Origin of the sequence: Paraburkholderia sp. BR10954 (genome assembly GCF_040965775.1) — a bacterium.
In the GTDB taxonomy this organism is placed as follows: domain Bacteria; phylum Pseudomonadota; class Gammaproteobacteria; order Burkholderiales; family Burkholderiaceae; genus Paraburkholderia; species Paraburkholderia youngii.
Genome location: NZ_JBFRCK010000004.1, coordinates 313405 through 330161, shown reverse-complemented (window position 1 = coordinate 330161; position 16757 = coordinate 313405). Strand labels below are relative to the sequence as shown.

Sequence of the window (16757 nt, the reverse complement as noted above, 5' to 3'; positions counted from 1 at the left end):
GGGCTGATCTCGTCCGCTCAGCGGCAACGGCTCGCCTTGCATCGACCTTGCAACAAGAACCCATTGATTTTGTGGGCATCAGCACGATATCCGGAACAGCCCTACAATATCGGCTAAAGCTTTTTGGAGAGTTCGAATGAACGCAGTCACCGACACCCCCGTGACCGAGATGCCGGCCCCCTTCGTCTTCACCGACGCAGCGGCGGACAAGGTCAAGCAACTGATCGATGAGGAAGGCAACCCGGAGCTCAAACTGCGCGTGTTCGTGCAGGGCGGCGGCTGCTCGGGCTTCCAGTACGGCTTCACGTTTGACGAAGCGATCAACGAAGACGATACCGTGATGAACAAGAGTGGCGTGCAGCTTCTGATCGACTCGATGAGCTACCAGTACCTGGTCGGCGCAGAGATCGACTACAAGGATGACATCAACGGCGCGCAGTTCGTCATCAAGAACCCGAACGCGACCACGACGTGCGGTTGCGGTTCGTCGTTTTCGGTCTGAGCGGTAAGGCTCATTAAACCACAGCGAAAACGGGGTCTCGGCCCCGTTTTTTTGCTTCCGCGCCGCGGAAGCAGCGCACGAAGGTAAAAGGCGTCGGTTTCTTCGCCTTGACCTCTCATCAGCGCGGATAAATCGCCCCCAGAACCCGCTCCGCGGACGCCCCCGTCACGCTTGGCAGACTGCCCGGCAGACGCGCGATGCAGCGCATCGCGAGCCATGCGAACGCGAGCGGTTCGACCTGGCTCGGCGGCACGCCCAGCGCGTCGGTCGTCAACACGGGCACGCCGCTTACGCCGCTGTCTTCGAGCGCCTGCTGCAACGCCTTCATGATCTCCGGATTGCGCGCGCCGCCGCCACACACGTACACGGCCCGCGCGTCGGATGCATGCCGCTCGATCTCGCGCGCAACCGTCACCGCGGTCAGCGCGACGAGCGTCGCCTGTACGTCGGCCGGTGCGAGCGCGGCGAACGGCTCGAGTTTCGCATCGAGCCATGCGCTGTTGAACAGATCGCGGCCGGTGCTCTTGGGCGGCTGTTCGGCGAAGAACGGCTCGTCGAGCAGCGCGTTCAGCAGCTTGCGATCGATCTGGCCGCTCGCCGCGAAATGACCGTTTTCGTCGAATGGCTTGCCAAGATGGCGCTCGGCCCAAGCGTCGAGCAGCGCGTTCGCCGGGCCGCAGTCGAAGCCGCGCACCCCGCCGGTCGCGTTCAGGATCGTGATGTTGCTGATGCCGCCAAGATTGCAGACGACACGCGTTTCGTTCTTCGCCCCGAAGATCGTCGCGTGAAAAGCGGGCACGAGCGGCGCGCCCTGGCCACCCGCCGCGACGTCGCGGCTGCGGAAATCGGCGACCACGTCGATATGCAACATCTCCGCGAGCAGCGCCGGGTTGTTGATCTGCCGCGTATAGCCCTTTTCCGGCCGATGCCGCACGGTCTGCCCATGCACGCCAATGGCACGGACCTCGTCGGCCGATACGCGGCTATCGCGCAGAAGATCGTGGCAGCACACCGTGTAGCGCGTCGCTAGCGCGTTGGCGGCGAGAGCTTCGCGCTCGATCTCGTTGTCCCCCGGCTGTTGCAACGCGAACAGCGCCTCGCGGATGCCGGCCGAAAAGCCGACGAACGCCTCGGCCAGCACTTCGGGCGGTTTCCCCGTGGCAAACCGGACGGCGACGCCGTCCACACCGTCCATGCTGGTTCCCGACATCAGTCCGAAATAGATGCCGTCTGCGGGATCTTGCGCCACGTCGCTGCTCCTGTCGATGTTCATTGCGATTCGTTGTAGCAGATTATCGGCGCAAACGCGGTAGGTGACGCGAGCGGCAACGAAATCGCCCGTCGCGGAGCCGCACGGGGCGTGTCAGTGGGCGCGGCGGCGCGCATCTATGGGACAATCCTGTTTTTTCGCGACTTCACGTTTCCAGCATGAGCACCGAGTCCACCCAGCCCAATCCCGCTTCCGCCTTCCCGATCACCGACGAAGTCCGTCACGCGCTCGCCGTGACCAAGCGCGGCGTCGACGAACTGCTGATCGAAGACGAATTCGCGCAAAAGCTCGCGCGCAGCGCGGCGACGGCCAAGCCGCTGCGCATCAAGCTCGGGCTCGATCCAACTGCACCCGACATTCACATCGGCCACACGGTCGTGCTGAACAAGATGCGCCAGCTGCAGGACCTCGGCCACACGGTGATTTTCCTGATCGGCGATTTCACGTCGCTGATCGGCGACCCGTCCGGGCGCAACGCGACCCGCCCGCCGCTCACGCGCGAGCAGATCGAATCGAACGCGAAAACCTACTTCGAGCAGGCCGCCCTCGTGCTCGATCGCGACAAGACCGAGATCCGCTACAACAGCGAATGGTCGATGCCGCTCGGCGCCGACGGCATGATCAAGCTCGCGTCGCGCTACACGGTCGCGCGCATTCTCGAGCGCGAGGACTTCACGAAGCGCTTCCAGGGCGGCGTGCCGATCTCGATCCACGAATTCCTGTACCCGCTGATGCAGGGCTACGACTCGGTCGCGCTGAACGCGGACCTCGAACTCGGCGGCACGGACCAGAAGTTCAACCTGCTGGTCGGTCGCGAGCTGCAGAAGCAGTACGGCCAGGAGCAGCAGTGCATCCTGACGATGCCGCTGCTCGAAGGGCTCGACGGCGTCGAGAAGATGTCGAAGTCGAAGAACAACTACATCGGCATCAGCGAAAAGCCGACCGACATGTTCGGCAAGCTGATGAGCATTTCCGACACGCTGATGTGGCGTTACTTCGAGTTGCTGTCGTTCCGTCCGATGGACGAAATCGCCGGCTTCAAGCGCGAGGCCGAGGCGGGCCGTAACCCGCGCGACTTCAAAGTGATGCTCGGCAAGGAAATCGTTGCGCGTTTCCACTCGCAGGCGGATGCCGAGCGCGCGCTCGAGGACTTCAATCATCGCGCGAAGGGCGGCGTGCCCGACGATATTCCGGCCGTGACGCTCGCAGGCGCACCGCTTGCGATCGGCCAGCTGCTGAAGCAGGCGAACCTCGTGCCGTCGACGAGCGAGGCACTGCGCAACATCGAGCAGGGCGGCGTGAAGATCGATGGCACCGCGGTGTCCGACAAAGGCCTGAAGGTCGAAGCGGGCGAGTACGTCGTGCAGGTCGGCAAGCGCCGCTTCGCACGCGTGACGCTGACGGCGTGATCGCGCTGATCCAACGTGTGCGGCGCGCCGAAGTGCGCGTCGCCGATCGGGTAACCGGCGCGATCGACGCCGGCCTGCTCGCGCTCGTCTGCGCGGAGCGTGGCGACACCGAGGCCGTGGCCGACAAGCTGCTCGCCAAGGTGCTCGGCTACCGCGTGTTCAGCGACGCGGCCGGCAAGATGAACCTCTCGGTGCAAAATCTCGACGGCGCAGGGCGCGCGGGCGGCCTGCTGCTGGTGTCGCAGTTCACGCTCGCGGCAGATACCAACAGCGGCCTGCGCCCGAGCTTCACGCCGGCCGCGCCACCCGACGAGGGCAAGCGCCTGTTCGACTACTTCGTCACGGCGGCGCGCGCGAAGCATCCGATCGTCGAGACCGGTGAGTTCGGCGCGGAGATGCAGGTGTCGCTCGTCAACGACGGGCCGGTCACGTTCTGGTTGCAGACCAACGCGTAAAAGAGCGCAAACGGTACCAGCGCGCGGCCGCGGCATGCGAGCCGCGCCGCCGCTTTTTGCGACAATAGCCGCTGCACAACCGCGAACCGCACCTCTCTCTCATGACGACGCAGATCCTGTTTATCCGGCACGGCGAGACCGACTGGAACCGCATCAAGCGGATTCAAGGCCACATCGACATTCCGCTCGCGACGACCGGCATCGCGCAGGCGCAACGTCTCGCGCAGCGCCTCGCCGCCGAGGCGAAGCAGGGCGCCCGGCTCGACGCGATCTATTCGAGCGACCTGCAGCGCGCGCAGCAGACCGCGCAGCCGATCGGCGAGGCGCTCGACCTGCCGCTGCAATCGCGCGAGAACTTGCGCGAGCGCTCGTACGGCGCGTTCCAGGGCCATGACAGCGACGAGATCGCGCTACGTTTCCCCGACGAATACGCGCAGTGGCAAACCCGTGATCCCGGCTTCGCGCCGCCCGGGGGCGAGTCGCACCGCGTGTTCTACCACCGCATCATGCACGCGATCGAGCCGCTCGTCGCCGCGCATCCGGGTGGGCGCATCGTGTGTGTCACGCATGGCGGCGTGCTCGACTGCGTGCACCGCTTTGCAACCAGTATGCCGCTCGACGCACCGCGCAATTACCCGTTGCTGAACACCAGCCTGAACGTCGTGGATTACGGGAACGATCGCGCGACGATCGTGACGTGGGCGGACGTATCACATCTCGAAGCCGGCAGCGCCGACGATGACGGTTTCAGGAAGGGACCGGAGTCGAAGCGGTAAGCCGAAGCCGACAATGGCCCGGCTCGCGCGGCGCGATCAATCCTGCCGCCGCACCGCCGCCGCGCGCCGCCGCGCCCGCTTCGATACGCCATTGATCAACGCCCAGCGGATTACCGGCGCGACGACCCGCATGCCAGGCCGTGCGAGAGTTCGACGCAGCACCGCGTAGCGATTCAAATCGAGCATCGACTGCGCCCAGTCGGGCAACAGATCGACGCCCGCGTTGAGCATCAGCGTGCCGGCGGGCCGCATCGCGAAGCTCGGTGCCGGCGCGTTCATCAAAATCCTGACGACTTCGCGCGTGCGCTCGCTGGCGACGAGGGCGGGCCGCATCGCGAGCAGGTAGGCCTCGATCTCGGCGCGCGAGCGCGGAATATCGACGGCGCCGAGCATTTCCGCGATGCGCGCGGTTTCCGCGAAGTATTGATCCTGCGCGGTGACGGACAGCACCGGATTCACATAGCGCAGATGAGCGGTCATGAAGCTCGACACCTCCGCGACGTGCACCCACGTCAGCAGCGCGGGCTCACTTGCGCGATACGACTGGCCGTCCGGTGCGACGCCGGTCACGTCGAGATGGATGCGCTTCACACGCTCGATCAACGCGAGCGCATCGCTCTTGCTGCCGTACGTCGTGCCGGCGATGAACGTCGCCGTGCGACGCAGCCGGCCCAGGATGTCGGTGCGAAAACTCGAGTGGTCCCAGACGCCCGCGAGCGCGAGCGGATGCAGCGCTTGCAGCAGCAGCGCGCTGATGCCGCCCGCCATCATCGACGTGAAGTCGGCGTGGACTTTCCAGCAGACGGAGTTCGGCCCGAACAGGCCGGGATCGCCCGGCGGCGACGAGTAGTCGAGCACCGGTCCGCTACCGGTCGTCAGATGCGTGACGCCGGCGGCGAGTTTGGAGCGCAGGCGGTGGGTGAGGCGCTGTGTGAAATTGCCGGACGGGTCGCCGGCGGGATTGACGGGTGAACGATTGGGAGGGCCGGGTTGCTGGGTTTGGTCGGACATCCTGGTCGGCCTCGTCGCGTGACTCAGTTCTTGGAATCCCACAGGCCCGGCAGCGCGCTCGACGAATCCGGCGCGGCCAGCCCGAAGTGCCTATACGTGAGCAGCGTGGCGACGCGGCCGCGCGGCGTGCGCTGCAGGTAGCCCTGCTGGATCAGATACGGCTCGAGCACGTCTTCGATCGTGTCGCGCTCCTCGCCGATCGCCGCCGCGAGATTGTCGACGCCGACCGGGCCGCCGTCGAACTTGTACAGGATCGCTTCGAGCAGCTTGCGGTCCATCAGGTCGAAGCCGACCGCGTCGACGTCGAGCATGCTGAGCGCGGCGTCGGCCACCTGCGCGGTGATGTTGCCGTCGGCCTTCACTTCGGCGAAGTCGCGCACGCGCCGCAGCAGGCGGTTCGCGATACGCGGCGTGCCGCGCGCGCGACGGGCGATTTCGAAGGCACCGTCCGGATGGATCTGCGCGCCGAGCAGCGCGGCCGAACGCGTGACGATGCGCGCGAGCTCCTCGGCGTTGTAGAACTCGAGTCGCGCGACGATGCCGAAGCGGTCGCGCAGCGGATTGGTCAGCATGCCCGCGCGCGTGGTCGCGCCGACCAGCGTGAACGGCTGCAGATCGAGCTTCACGCTGCGCGCGGCGGGTCCTTCGCCGATCATGATGTCGATCTGATAATCCTCGAGTGCCGGATAGAGGATTTCCTCGACGACCGGTGAGAGCCGGTGAATTTCGTCGATGAACAGCACGTCGTTGGCTTCGAGATTGGTGAGCAGCGCGGCGAGGTCGCCGGCGCGTTCTAGCACGGGCCCCGACGTTTGCCGCAGATTGACGCCCATCTCGCGCGCGATGATGTGCGCGAGCGTGGTCTTGCCGAGGCCCGGCGGGCCGAACAGCAGCACGTGGTCGAGCGATTCGGAACGGCGCTTGGCGGCCTCGATGAAGATTTCGAGCTGGCCGCGGACTTTCTCCTGCCCGACATATTCGTCGAGCTGACGCGGGCGCAGCGCGCGTTCGAACGCTTCTTCGTTCGGCGACACGGGCGTGGCCGCGATGATGCGCTCGGCGGCGAGTTTGTCGGTTTCGATCATCTGCTCATTGTACCGCGCACGGATCGCGCATCAGCCCTTCGAGAGCGCCTTCAGCGCGAGCTTGATGCCCTCGGACACGCCTGTGCCGGCCGGCACGTTCTTGATCGCCGCGAGCGCTTCTTTTTCCGAGTAGCCGAGCGCGAGCAGCGCATTGAGGATGTCCGACGCGTGGTCGGATGGCGACGCGGCGCCCGCCATTGCGCCGAGGTCGGCGCCGAGCTTGCCCTTCAGTTCGAGCAGCAGCCGCTCGGCGGTCTTCTTGCCGATGCCCGGCACACGCGTGAGGCGCGCGGCGTCCTGCATCGTGACGGTCTGCGCGAGCTCCGCGACGCTCATGCCCGACAGCACCGCGAGCGCCATGCGCGCGCCGATGCCGGAAATCTTCAGCAGCTCGCGGAAGGTCGCGCGTTCCTGCGCGGTGCCGAAGCCGTACAGCAGATGCGCGTCTTCGCGCACGATCATCTGGGTGAGCAGCACGATGCGCTCGCCGGCCGACGGCAGGTTGTAGAACGTGCTCATCGGCACGTCCACTTCATAGCCGACGCCGTTGCAGTCGACGAGCAGATGCGGCGGGTTTTTTTCCAGCAGAACGCCGGCGATGCGACCGATCATGGCGGATAAGTTTTCAGAGTCGGATGGGAATGCGCGAGTGTAGCGCAGCGGGTCGGCGGCGCGAACGGCATCGTGTATCTGCGTCGCGCTAGCCGACGAGACGCCCGCGCCGCACCCGCAGACCCTTCTTCGCGAGCGCCGGTGCGATGCCGCCTAGCGTGCTCAGCGTCGAGCCGCCGTGCGCATGGCAGATGGCCATGCCGAGCGCGTCGGCGGCGTCGGTGCCCGGCACGCCCGACAGGCTCAAGAGCCGCACGACCATCTGCTGCATCTGCTCCTTGGTCGCTCGGCCATAGCCGACCACCGACTGCTTCAGTTGCAGCGCGGTGTATTCGGCGACCGGCACGCCGCCCGCGACGAGCCCGCAGATCGCGGCGCCGCGCGCCTGGCCGAGCAGCAGCGTCGACTGCGGATTGACGTTGACGAAGACTTTTTCGATCGCCGCCTGATCCGGCGCGTGCTCGCGGATCAGCGTCGAGATGCCTGCGAAGATGGTGCCGAGCCGCGACGGCAGATCGGCGTCGGCGGTGCGGATCACGCCGCTCGCGACGTAGCGCAGTGTGTGGCCGTGTTGTTCGATCACGCCGAAGCCGGTCACGCGCAGGCCGGGGTCGATGCCGAGAATTCTCATGAAGTGCCGCACAAGCGATAAAAACCAGGTGCCTGCGATACTACAACGAACGCGGCGTGCGGCGGACCGCTGGCAGCATGCCTGGCGGAATAAAAGCTGCTAAAGGCTTTGCACGAGGAGGGCGATCGGGAATGGAGCGCTACCGCAATCTCAGCCGCGACTCGGGCGTCGACGCCTATGAAATCGGCGACGATTTCATCAAGGTGCGCTTTCGGCCGGGCGTCGTGTATTGGTACACAGAGGCAAGTGTCGGCGCCGAGCATCTCGCGGTACTGAAGCGTCTCGCGCGGCGCGGCCAGGGTTTGGGCACGTACATCAGCCAGCATGCGCAAGTGCGGGACGGTTACGCGCGCAAAGATCCGGATGATTGAACGCGTCGCTGCAAGACAAAAAGCCCGGCGGGACAACCCGCCGGGCCTTTTCTCAGCTACCGAACTTCAGCCGATCAATGACGGAAGTGACGCACGCCCGTCAGCACCATCGCGATGTTGTGCTCGTCGGCGGCCATGACCACTTCGTCGTCGCGCACCGAGCCACCCGGCTGGATCACGCAGGTCGCGCCTGCCGCGACCACGACGTCGAGACCGTCGCGGAACGGGAAGAACGCGTCCGATGCGACCGCCGAACCGGCCAGCGTCAGACCGGCGTTCTGCGCCTTGATGCTCGCGATACGCGCCGAGTCCACGCGGCTCATCTGACCCGCGCCGACGCCGAGCGTCATGCCGTTCGCGCAGAACACGATCGCGTTCGACTTCACGTACTTCGCGACACGCCATGCGAACAGCAAATCGTCCATTTCCTTCGGCGTCGGATGACGCTTCGTGACGACGCGCAACTCGCGCGGCTGCACGTTCCTGGAGTCGAGCGACTGCACCAGCAGGCCGCCACCGACGCGCTTCAGATCGAAAGTGTTGTGGCCTTCGCCCAGCGCGATTTCGAGCAGACGCACGTTCTGCTTCGCCGCGAACACCTGACGCGCTTCGGCGCTGAACGACGGCGCGATGAGCACTTCGACGAACTGCTTCGCAACGGCAAGCGCCGCCGCTTCGTCGACTTCGCGGTTGAACGCGATGATGCCGCCGAACGCCGAGGTCGGATCGGTCTGGAACGCCTTCGAGTACGCTTCGTGCGCGTTCGCGCCCACTGCAACGCCGCACGGATTCGCGTGCTTGACGATCACGCAGGCCGGCACGTCGAAGGTCTTCACGCATTCCCACGCCGCGTCGGAGTCGGCGATGTTGTTGTACGACAGTTCCTTGCCCTGCAACTGGTTGTAGTTCGCGAGCGCGCCGTCCGGCACGGTCAGGTCGCGGTAGAACGCTGCGCTCTGGTGCGGGTTTTCGCCGTAGCGCAGGTCCTGCACCTTGTTGAACGCCATGTTGAAGGTGGCCGGGTACTCGTTGCGCGACGAGTGCTGCAACTCGTCGGTCAGGCTCGTCAGGTAGTTCGTGATCGCGCCGTCGTACTGCGCGGTGTGCGCGTACACCTTGGTCGCGAGACGGAAGTTCGTCTTGTACGACACCGTGTTGCCGTTCGCTCGCATTTCGTCGAGCACGACCGCGTAGTCGGCCGGATCGACCACCACCGTCACGTCACGATGATTCTTCGCGGCCGAGCGCAGCATCGTCGGGCCGCCGATGTCGATGTTCTCGATCGCGTCTTCGAGCGAGCACTGTTCCTTCGACACGGTCTGCACGAACGGGTACAGGTTCACGACCAGCAGGTCGATGGTCGGAATGTCGTGCTTCTCGAGCGCGGCCATATGCTCGGGCAGATCGCGGCGCGCGAGGATGCCCCCGTGCACCTTCGGATGCAGCGTTTTCACGCGCCCGTCGAGCATTTCCGGGAAGCCCGTGTAGTCGGCGACTTCGGTGACGGACAGGCCCGCGTCCGCGAGCAGTTTCGCGGTGCCGCCGGTCGACAGGATCTTGATGCCAAGGTCCGACAGCGATTTGGCGAAGTCGACGATGCCGGACTTGTCGGAAACGGAGATGAGCGCTTGCTTGATCATGATGAAGACGAAAAGCCGAAGGGGAAACGTGGCAGGGCGCGAGAAACTGCAACGCGCTACAGCAAACCGTGTTGTTGCAGCTTCTTGCGCAGCGTATTGCGGTTGATGCCGAGATACTCGGCGGCCAGCGACTGGTTACCGTTGGCCTGCTCGAGCACCACTTCGAGCAAGGGTTTTTCCACGCATGAAATGACCATGTCGTAGACGTCGTGCGGATTGGAGCCGTCGAGATCCTGAAAATACACATCCAGGCTGTCGCGGACAGATTGTTCGATGTTGTTCTTGCTCATGCTGCTAGTCGGTCGGTGTTGTCCTCGCCCTGGCTGTCGAGCCCGGGGTTGCCGGGCGCTTCGTCGACGTAGACGAGGCGGTCTGAGATCGCCTTTTGCGCGTCAAAGAACTCGTTGACGGCGAGGAGTTGTTCGCGCGTGGTGTCCAGCGTATTCATGCGATGCCGGAACAGGTTGGCGCCGGAAAGGCCGCGAGTGTACCAGCCGATGTGCTTGCGCGCAGTGCGGACACCGGTAAATTCCCCGTAAAAAGCGTAGTGATCTTCGAGATGTTCGTTCATCACCTGCTGGATTTCGTCGATGCGCGGCGGCGGCAGCAGCTCGTCCGTTTGCAGGAAATGTTCGATCTCGCGGAACAGCCACGGACGACCCTGCGCGGCCCGCCCGATCATGATCGCGTCCGCGCCGGTCGCGGCCAACACCTCGCGCGCCTTTTGCGGCGACGTGATGTCGCCGTTCGCGACGACCGGAATGTTGACCGCCGCTTTCACTGCGGCGATGGTTTCGTACTCGGCGTCGCCGTGGTACAGGTCGGCGCGCGTGCGGCCGTGCACGGTCAGCATTGAAATGCCCGCCGCTTGCGCGAGACGCGCGACGTTCAGCGCGTTTTTGTTCTCGCGATTCCAGCCGGTGCGGATTTTCAGCGTGACGGGTACCGCGTCGGGCCCGACGCCAACTGCGTTTACGACGGCCTCGACAATGCGCTGCACGAGGGGTTCGTTCTGCAGCAGCGCCGAGCCGGCTGCCACGTTGCAAACCTTCTTGGCCGGGCAGCCCATGTTGATGTCGATGATCTGCGCACCGTTCGCGACGTTGTAGCGGGCGGCCTCGGCCATCATGTCCGGGTCGGCGCCAGCGATCTGCACCGCGATCGGTTCGACCTCGCCCTCGTGATTCGCGCGGCGCATGGTCTTTTCGCTTTTCCACAACTGAGCGTTCGACGCGACCATTTCCGACACCGCGTAGCCCGCGCCGAGCCGTTTGCACAGCTGGCGGAACGGCCGGTCGGTCACGCCGGCCATCGGGGCGACGAACAGGTTATTGCGCAGAATGTGGGGGCCGAGAGTGGGCATGACGTGAGCGTGCGCCGACGTCGGGTCAGATTTGACAATCGTGACGGCCGGCGCAGCGCGAAATGCGAGGGAAAACGACCATTTTAGCGTTAACGGGTTGCCGAGACTCGCGAACCGGGTCTCGTAACCTGTTAAATCTTCTATGAAAGTCGCGCGGCTCATAGAGCCGCGCGGCGTTTTGCGTCCTTAGCGGCGCTGGCCGAACATCATCTGGCGGGCGAGCGCGGTTTTCACCGGCGGGACGAATTCGAGTGCGGTCAGCGCGAGGCCGCGCAGTACCGCGAGCGGCGCGAAGTCGATGGTAAACAGGCGCGCGAGCGTGTCGGTCGAACCGATCGTCAGGCGCCGGTCGAGCGCGCGGCGCTGCGCGAAAGTGGCGAGCGCGAGCGGTGTCGGGCCCTCGGCCGACAGCGCATCGGCGAGAGCGTGCGCGTCTCGCAGGCCCAGGTTGAGGCCTTGGCCCGCCACCGGATGCAAGGTCTGCGCCGCATTGCCGATCGCGACGATGTGGCCGTTCACGAGCGTGTCGACCGTGTTGAGACCGAGCGGAAACGACGCACGGCCCTTGATGTGCGTAAAGCGGCCCATGCGGTCGCCGAACGCGGCATCGAGCTCGCGCAGGAACGCTTCGTCGGAGAGCTGAGCGCGGCGCGCGGCTTCGTCGGGCGCGCAGCACCAGACGAGCGCGTAGTCGGCACCGCGCACGCCGCCCATCGGCAACAGCGCGATCGGGCCTTGCGACGTGAAGCGCTCCCATGCGACGTGCGGCTGCGGTGCGGACGCAGTGACCGTGCCGACCAACGCGGTCTGGCCGTAGTCGCGCGAGCCGGCGTGATTTTTACCGATGCTGCGTGCGCCGGCGTCTTCGTCCGTGGCGCGGCTCGGGATTTTCGCGTGCTTCTGGTCGCCGAACAGGCCGCCCTCGGCGTTCACCAGAATCCGCGTGCGCAACTGGCGCGCGACGCCCGCGGTTTCGATCGGCAGCGTGACGCCGTCGAGCTCCTGAACCGGCGCACCGGCCGACGTCGAGCGGAACCAATGGACCGGCGTCGCGTGCACGGCGTCGGCGAGGCCATGCACGATCGAGCCGTAACGCAGCACGTAGCCGAGCGCGGGCAGGCCGTGCTCGCGATGATCGATCAGCGTGCGGCCGAAATGACCGCGCTGCGACACGTGGATGCGCTCGATCGCGGTGGCGTCGGCCGGCCAGCGCAGCGGCTCGAGGATCATCCGGCTACCGTGCGAGACCGCGATCGCGCGCGGATCGGCGATCGAGTCTTCCGGCTCGCGCGCGTCGACGAGCGCGATCTTCAGCTCGCGCGTCACGCTGCGGCGCGCGAGCCAGCCGGCGAGCGCGAGGCCGACCGGACCGGCGCCGACGATCGTCACATCGAAATCGAACCCTTGCCGGTGGGAGGCGGGCCTCAGGATCACCGCCGATGGAGACGCTTCATTCATCGCCGATCAGGTCCTCTGTTGATGAGCCGCTCGTGCTTGCTGCATCAGCGCCTCGATCTCGTCGGCGGCGACCGGCACGTCGCGCGTGATCAGCTCGCAGCCGGTCGGCGTGACGATCGCGTCGTCCTCGATGCGGATGCCGATGTTCCAGTAGCGCTCGGGCACACCTTCGGCCGGGCGCACGTACAGGCCCGGCTCGATCGTCAGCGTCATCGACGCGCGCAGCGTGCGCCACGGCAGCGCGCCCGCTTCGTCGCGCGGCGCGCCGCGCTCGCGGTAGTCGCCGCAGTCGTGCACGTCCATGCCCAGCCAGTGGCCGGTGCGATGCATGTAGAACGGCGCGTAGGCGCGCTCGGCGATCACGTCGTCGACCGATGCGAACTTCGCGCGCGGCACGATGCCGGTGTCGAGCAGCCCCTGCGACAGCACGCGCAGCGCGGCCTGATGCGGATCGTCGAAGCTCGCGCCGGCGCGCGTCGCATCGAAGGCGGCTTGCTGCGCGGCCAGCACGATGTCGTACAGCTCGCGCTGCGCCGGTGTGAAGCGGCCGCTCGCCGGGAACGTGCGCGTGATGTCGGACGCGTAGCCGTCGAGTTCGCAGGCCGCGTCGATCAGGATCAGGTCGCCGTCGCGCGCGATCGCGTTGCCGGCGGGGTAGTGCAGCACGCACGCGTTCGCCCCGGCCGCGACGATCGACGTATAGGCCGGCGCCTGCGCGCCGAACTTGCGGAACGTATAGAGCAGTTCGGCCTCGAGTTCGTACTCGCGGATACCTGGCCGGCACACCGCCATCGCGCGACGATGCGCGGCCGCCGAAATCTGGCCGGCGCGGCGCATGATCGCGAGCTCGTGGTCGTCCTTGACGAGCCGCATCTCGTCGAGCAATGGCAGCAGATCGCGCGCGGCCGTGGGCGCGACGGTGCCGCTGCGGCTTTGCGCGCGCACCGCGTCGAGCCAGCCGCGCACCTGCTCGTCCAGATGCGCCGAGGTGCCGAGCGCATAGTGCAGCGCCGGCTTGTCGGCGATGATGCGCGGCAACTGTGTGCCGAGTTCGCCGATCGGGAACGCGGCGTCGAGCCCGAATGCTTCGCGCGCACCGTCGGGGCCGAAGCGGAAGCCTTCCCACGTTTCGCGCTCGACGCTCTTCTCGCGGCAGAACAGCACCGACGCGGGCGCGCCGGGCGCCGCGCTGGCATCGAGCACCAGCAGCGCTTCGGGCTCGGTGAAGCCGGTCAGATAATAGAAGTAGCTGTCGTGGCGGTACGGATAGTCAGTATCGCGGTTGCGCAGCGCTTCCGGCGCGGTCGGGACGATGGCGACGCCGCCGCCCGCGGCGCGCAGCGCGGCGAGAACGCGCTCGCGGCGCGTGCGGTAGACGTCGATGGCGATGGTGGGTTCGGTCGGCTGGTTCATCGTGCGATTGTAGCGCCGCGTGTCTCCTCTCCCCATTCTCCGCACACGACATCGACTCCCTTTGTGCGGATTCCGACGGCGCGGCGGCCGCCGTCATGTTGCAATCCGTCCACAGCGGCTCGGCGGGCAGTTCGCGAAGATGCCGCCAGCACGTTCGCGAAAGCTTTAGACCACTTATACTTTCGCCGGATTCAGAAAAAGGCAGAAGGTCATGATGAAACTCATCGGTTCGTTCGGCAGCCCGTATGTGCGTAAAGCGCGCATCGTGCTCGCCGACAAGAAGATCGACTACGAACTGGTGCCCGAGAACGTCTGGGCGCCGGATACCCGGATTCACACCTTCAACCCCCTCGGCAAGGTGCCGTGCCTCGTGATGGAAGACGGCGAAGCCGTGTTCGATTCACGCGTGATCTGCGAATACGTCGATACGCTGTCGCCGGTGGGCAAGCTGATTCCGCCGTCCGGGCGCGAGCGCATCGAAGTGCGGTGCTGGGAGGCGCTAGCCGACGGCGTGCTCGACGCGGCCGTGCTGATCCGTCTCGAAAGCACGCAGCGCGCGCCCGAGCAGCGCGTGGACGCATGGGTCGCGCGGCAGCAGCGCAAGATCGACGAAGCGCTGATCGCGATGTCGCAGGGGCTTGGCAGCAAGCCGTGGTGCGCGAGCAATCACTACACGCTGGCCGACATCGCGATGGGCTGTGCGCTCGGCTATCTGGACTTCCGTATGCCGGAACTGAACTGGCGCGAAGCGCATCCGAACCTCGACAAGCACTTCCAGAAGCTGTCGCAGCGGCAGTCGTTCATCGATACGGCGCCGAAGGATTGATGAAGCTCGAATGAGCATAAAAAAATGCGCCTGCATGTCAGGCGCATTTTTTTGCGGGCGTTGTTCGTTTGACGTGGGCGCCGGCGTTACCGCTTGCCGTTGCGCCGCCGCGCGATCCCCGGTCCGAACGCGAAACCGATCGCGAGCAGCAGCACCGACACCGCGAGCACCGAGTTGTTGCCGCTCGTCACGTACGGCGTGTTGCCGGCGGTGCCTTGCACGTTGACGTCGAGCGAGCCGACCGTGTATGGCGTCAGGCGCCCGATCACGCGGCCGTTCGCGTCGATTGCGGCGGTCATGCCGGTGTTGGTTGCGCGCAGCATCGGCCTGCCGGTTTCGAGCGAGCGCATGCGCGCGATCTGCAGATGCTGGTCGAGCGCGATCGTGTCGCCGAACCACGCGAGATTGGTCGAGTTGATCAGCACGCCGGCGGGCGTCGCGTTCTCGCGCAGCGTGCGCGCGATTTCCTCGCCGAAGATGTCCTCGTAGCAGATATTCACCGCGACCGGCTGGTTATGCACCATGAACGGCTTTTGCACAGGCGGGCCACGGAAGAAGTCGCCGAGCGGTATGTTCATCAGGTTCACGAACCAGCGGAAGCCCCACGGCACGAATTCGCCGAACGGCACCAGATGGTGCTTGTCGTAGCGATAGATTTCGTGCGAGCCGGGCGTGACGCCGAACAGGCTGTTGGTGTAGTCGACCACCCGGCCTTCCGGCGTGATCGTGCCGCCGATCGCGCCGAACAGCAGCGAGCTGCCGGTCGAATCGGTGAATTGGCGGATCGCGGCCGCGAAGTTCGGCGGCAGCTGCTGCGCGAGCACGGGGATCGCGGTTTCCGGCGTGACGATCAGATCGGCCGGCTTCGACGTGATCATTTTCTGATACTCGTCGACCGCCGCGCGCAAGCCGGCTTCCTCGAATTTCATCTCCTGCTTCACGTTGCCTTGCAGCAGCCGCACCGTCAGCGGCGCGTTGGCGGGTGTCGTCCACTGCACGAGCGGCAGCAGCAGGCCGATCACGAGCAGCGCGAGCGCCACGCAGGCTGGCACGGTGATGGCGGCAACGCGCGCGCCGCGGCTGTCGACGTCACCAGCGGCGCCGGCGTTCGGCTCGCGCGATTCATTGGCACGCCCGGGGCGCCACGACGGCAGCAGCGCCAACAACGCCTGCACGATCAACGCGGCCGTCAGCGCGACCATCCAGCCGACGCCATATACGCCGACCACCGGCGCAAACCCCGCCAACGGGCCGTCGACTTGCGCGTACCCGGTGGCGAGCCAGGGAAAGCCGGTGAACACCGTGCCGCGCAGCCATTCGCCGATCGCCCACGCGCTGGCAAAAGCCAGCGCGCCGTGCCAGGTCGGCGAGAATGGCGCACGGTCGTCGGCTGCGCCGTTGCGCGCATGGCCCGCGCAGAACGACCATATCCCCGCGGCGAGCGCCGGATAGAGCGCGAGATACAGCGAGAACAGCACGAGCGCCGTGCCGGCGAGTGGCGCCGGCATGCCGCCGTAGTAGTGCATGCTCACATACAGCCACCAGACCCCGCTCACGAAGTTGCCGAAGCCGAACGCGCCGCCCGTCAACGCGGCGCTTTTCCAGCCGGTGCTGCGCGTGAGCCACGCGAAGAAGAACACGAAGATCGCGAGTTGCAGCCAGCCGCCATGCGGCGTCGGCGCGAACGACAGCGTATTGGCCGCGCCCGCGGCCAGTGCGACGAGGTAGTGCCAGCGCGGCAGCGCGCGGCTGCGCGTGACGTCGTCGGTGGCAGCGGGGGCGGGAGCGCTCACGCCGCGGTGCGAACGGGAAGTGATCGGGTCGGCCATTGTTGCGCGGTCGGCGTCGGAAGTTGAAAGGGTAAATCAGCAGGCAAACGAGTCGGCGCACGGCGCCCGCAATAACAACGCGCGGGCGCTCGGGCCGTGCATCGGC

Annotated in this window: 17 protein-coding genes; 6 read left to right on the top strand and 11 right to left on the bottom strand. The window is 66.1% G+C overall.

From position 1 onward, the window contains the following. Positions 1-136 precede the first annotated feature (136 nt). A complete protein-coding gene (gene erpA / locus AB4Y34_RS08960; RefSeq protein ID WP_013090506.1) occupies positions 137-502 on the top strand; it encodes an iron-sulfur cluster insertion protein ErpA in 366 nt (121 codons plus the stop codon). 118 nt (positions 503-620) lie between these two features. Here erpA and AB4Y34_RS08955 read toward each other — a convergent pair whose 3' ends face one another. Then, positions 621-1751 (bottom strand): anhydro-N-acetylmuramic acid kinase, encoded by a 1131-nt coding sequence (locus AB4Y34_RS08955; RefSeq protein WP_176380962.1) that lies wholly within the window; start codon positions 1749-1751, stop codon positions 621-623. Positions 1752-1930: 179 nt separating this feature from the next. On the opposite strand from AB4Y34_RS08955, the gene tyrS reads away from it, so the two are divergent. From tyrS to AB4Y34_RS08940, 3 genes are all read left to right on the top strand, one after another. Then, a complete protein-coding gene (tyrS, locus tag AB4Y34_RS08950) occupies positions 1931-3181 on the top strand; it encodes a tyrosine--tRNA ligase (RefSeq protein WP_368715808.1) in 1251 nt (416 codons plus the stop codon). Next, positions 3178-3636 carry a D-aminoacyl-tRNA deacylase gene (gene dtd / locus AB4Y34_RS08945; RefSeq protein WP_176121816.1) on the top strand — a complete coding sequence of 153 codons (459 nt, stop codon included), beginning with the start codon at positions 3178-3180 and terminating at the stop codon, positions 3634-3636. The genes tyrS and dtd overlap by 4 nt, the downstream gene beginning before the upstream one ends. A 101-nt stretch (positions 3637-3737) precedes the next feature. Continuing rightward, a complete protein-coding gene (locus AB4Y34_RS08940) occupies positions 3738-4412 on the top strand; it encodes a histidine phosphatase family protein (RefSeq protein ID WP_176121815.1) in 675 nt (224 codons plus the stop codon). Between the two features lie 36 nt (positions 4413-4448). On the opposite strand, the gene AB4Y34_RS08935 is transcribed toward AB4Y34_RS08940, so the two are convergent. From AB4Y34_RS08935 to ruvC, 4 genes are all read right to left on the bottom strand, one after another. Further along, positions 4449-5423 (bottom strand): oxygenase MpaB family protein, encoded by a 975-nt coding sequence (locus tag AB4Y34_RS08935; RefSeq protein WP_368715807.1) that lies wholly within the window; start codon positions 5421-5423, stop codon positions 4449-4451. A gap of 23 nt (positions 5424-5446) precedes the next feature. Then, complete coding sequence (gene ruvB / locus AB4Y34_RS08930) at positions 5447-6508, bottom strand: Holliday junction branch migration DNA helicase RuvB (RefSeq protein WP_368715806.1); 1062 nt, start codon at positions 6506-6508, stop codon at positions 5447-5449. A gap of 30 nt (positions 6509-6538) precedes the next feature. Then, positions 6539-7120, bottom strand: a complete 582-nt coding sequence (gene ruvA / locus AB4Y34_RS08925) for a Holliday junction branch migration protein RuvA (protein WP_176380888.1) — start codon at positions 7118-7120, stop codon at positions 6539-6541. A gap of 88 nt (positions 7121-7208) precedes the next feature. Then, a complete protein-coding gene (ruvC, locus tag AB4Y34_RS08920) occupies positions 7209-7751 on the bottom strand; it encodes a crossover junction endodeoxyribonuclease RuvC (protein WP_008919621.1) in 543 nt (180 codons plus the stop codon). A 131-nt stretch (positions 7752-7882) separates the two neighbouring features. Here ruvC and AB4Y34_RS08915 point away from each other — a divergent pair, with 131 nt between their 5' ends. Next, a complete protein-coding gene (locus AB4Y34_RS08915; RefSeq protein ID WP_176121812.1) occupies positions 7883-8122 on the top strand; it encodes a hypothetical protein in 240 nt (79 codons plus the stop codon). A 74-nt stretch (positions 8123-8196) separates the two neighbouring features. On the opposite strand, the gene purH is transcribed toward AB4Y34_RS08915, so the two are convergent. The 5 genes from purH to AB4Y34_RS08890 form a co-directional block, all read right to left on the bottom strand. Continuing rightward, positions 8197-9762, bottom strand: coding sequence for a bifunctional phosphoribosylaminoimidazolecarboxamide formyltransferase/IMP cyclohydrolase (gene purH / locus AB4Y34_RS08910; protein WP_368715805.1), 1566 nt, complete (start codon positions 9760-9762; stop codon positions 8197-8199). 56 nt (positions 9763-9818) lie between these two features. Continuing rightward, positions 9819-10052 (bottom strand): Fis family transcriptional regulator, encoded by a 234-nt coding sequence (locus tag AB4Y34_RS08905; protein ID WP_013090496.1) that lies wholly within the window; start codon positions 10050-10052, stop codon positions 9819-9821. Further along, positions 10049-11125, bottom strand: coding sequence for a tRNA dihydrouridine synthase DusB (dusB, locus tag AB4Y34_RS08900; protein ID WP_176380885.1), 1077 nt, complete (start codon positions 11123-11125; stop codon positions 10049-10051). The genes AB4Y34_RS08905 and dusB overlap by 4 nt, the downstream gene beginning before the upstream one ends. A 186-nt stretch (positions 11126-11311) precedes the next feature. Then, positions 11312-12583 (bottom strand): UbiH/UbiF/VisC/COQ6 family ubiquinone biosynthesis hydroxylase, encoded by a 1272-nt coding sequence (locus AB4Y34_RS08895; RefSeq protein ID WP_368715804.1) that lies wholly within the window; start codon positions 12581-12583, stop codon positions 11312-11314. 6 nt (positions 12584-12589) lie between these two features. After that, the gene (locus AB4Y34_RS08890) at positions 12590-13996 is read right to left on the bottom strand and encodes an aminopeptidase P N-terminal domain-containing protein (protein ID WP_368715803.1); all 1407 of its coding nucleotides are present in this window, start codon (positions 13994-13996) and stop codon (positions 12590-12592) included. 211 nt (positions 13997-14207) lie between these two features. On the opposite strand from AB4Y34_RS08890, the gene AB4Y34_RS08885 reads away from it, so the two are divergent. Then, entirely contained in the window at positions 14208-14822 is a 615-nt protein-coding gene (locus AB4Y34_RS08885; RefSeq protein WP_176105091.1) for a glutathione S-transferase C-terminal domain-containing protein, read from the top strand. 86 nt (positions 14823-14908) lie between these two features. Here the strand turns inward: AB4Y34_RS08885 and lnt are convergent, their stop codons facing one another. Continuing rightward, entirely contained in the window at positions 14909-16651 is a 1743-nt protein-coding gene (lnt, locus tag AB4Y34_RS08880; RefSeq protein WP_368715802.1) for an apolipoprotein N-acyltransferase, read from the bottom strand. Positions 16652-16757: the final 106 nt, after the last annotated feature.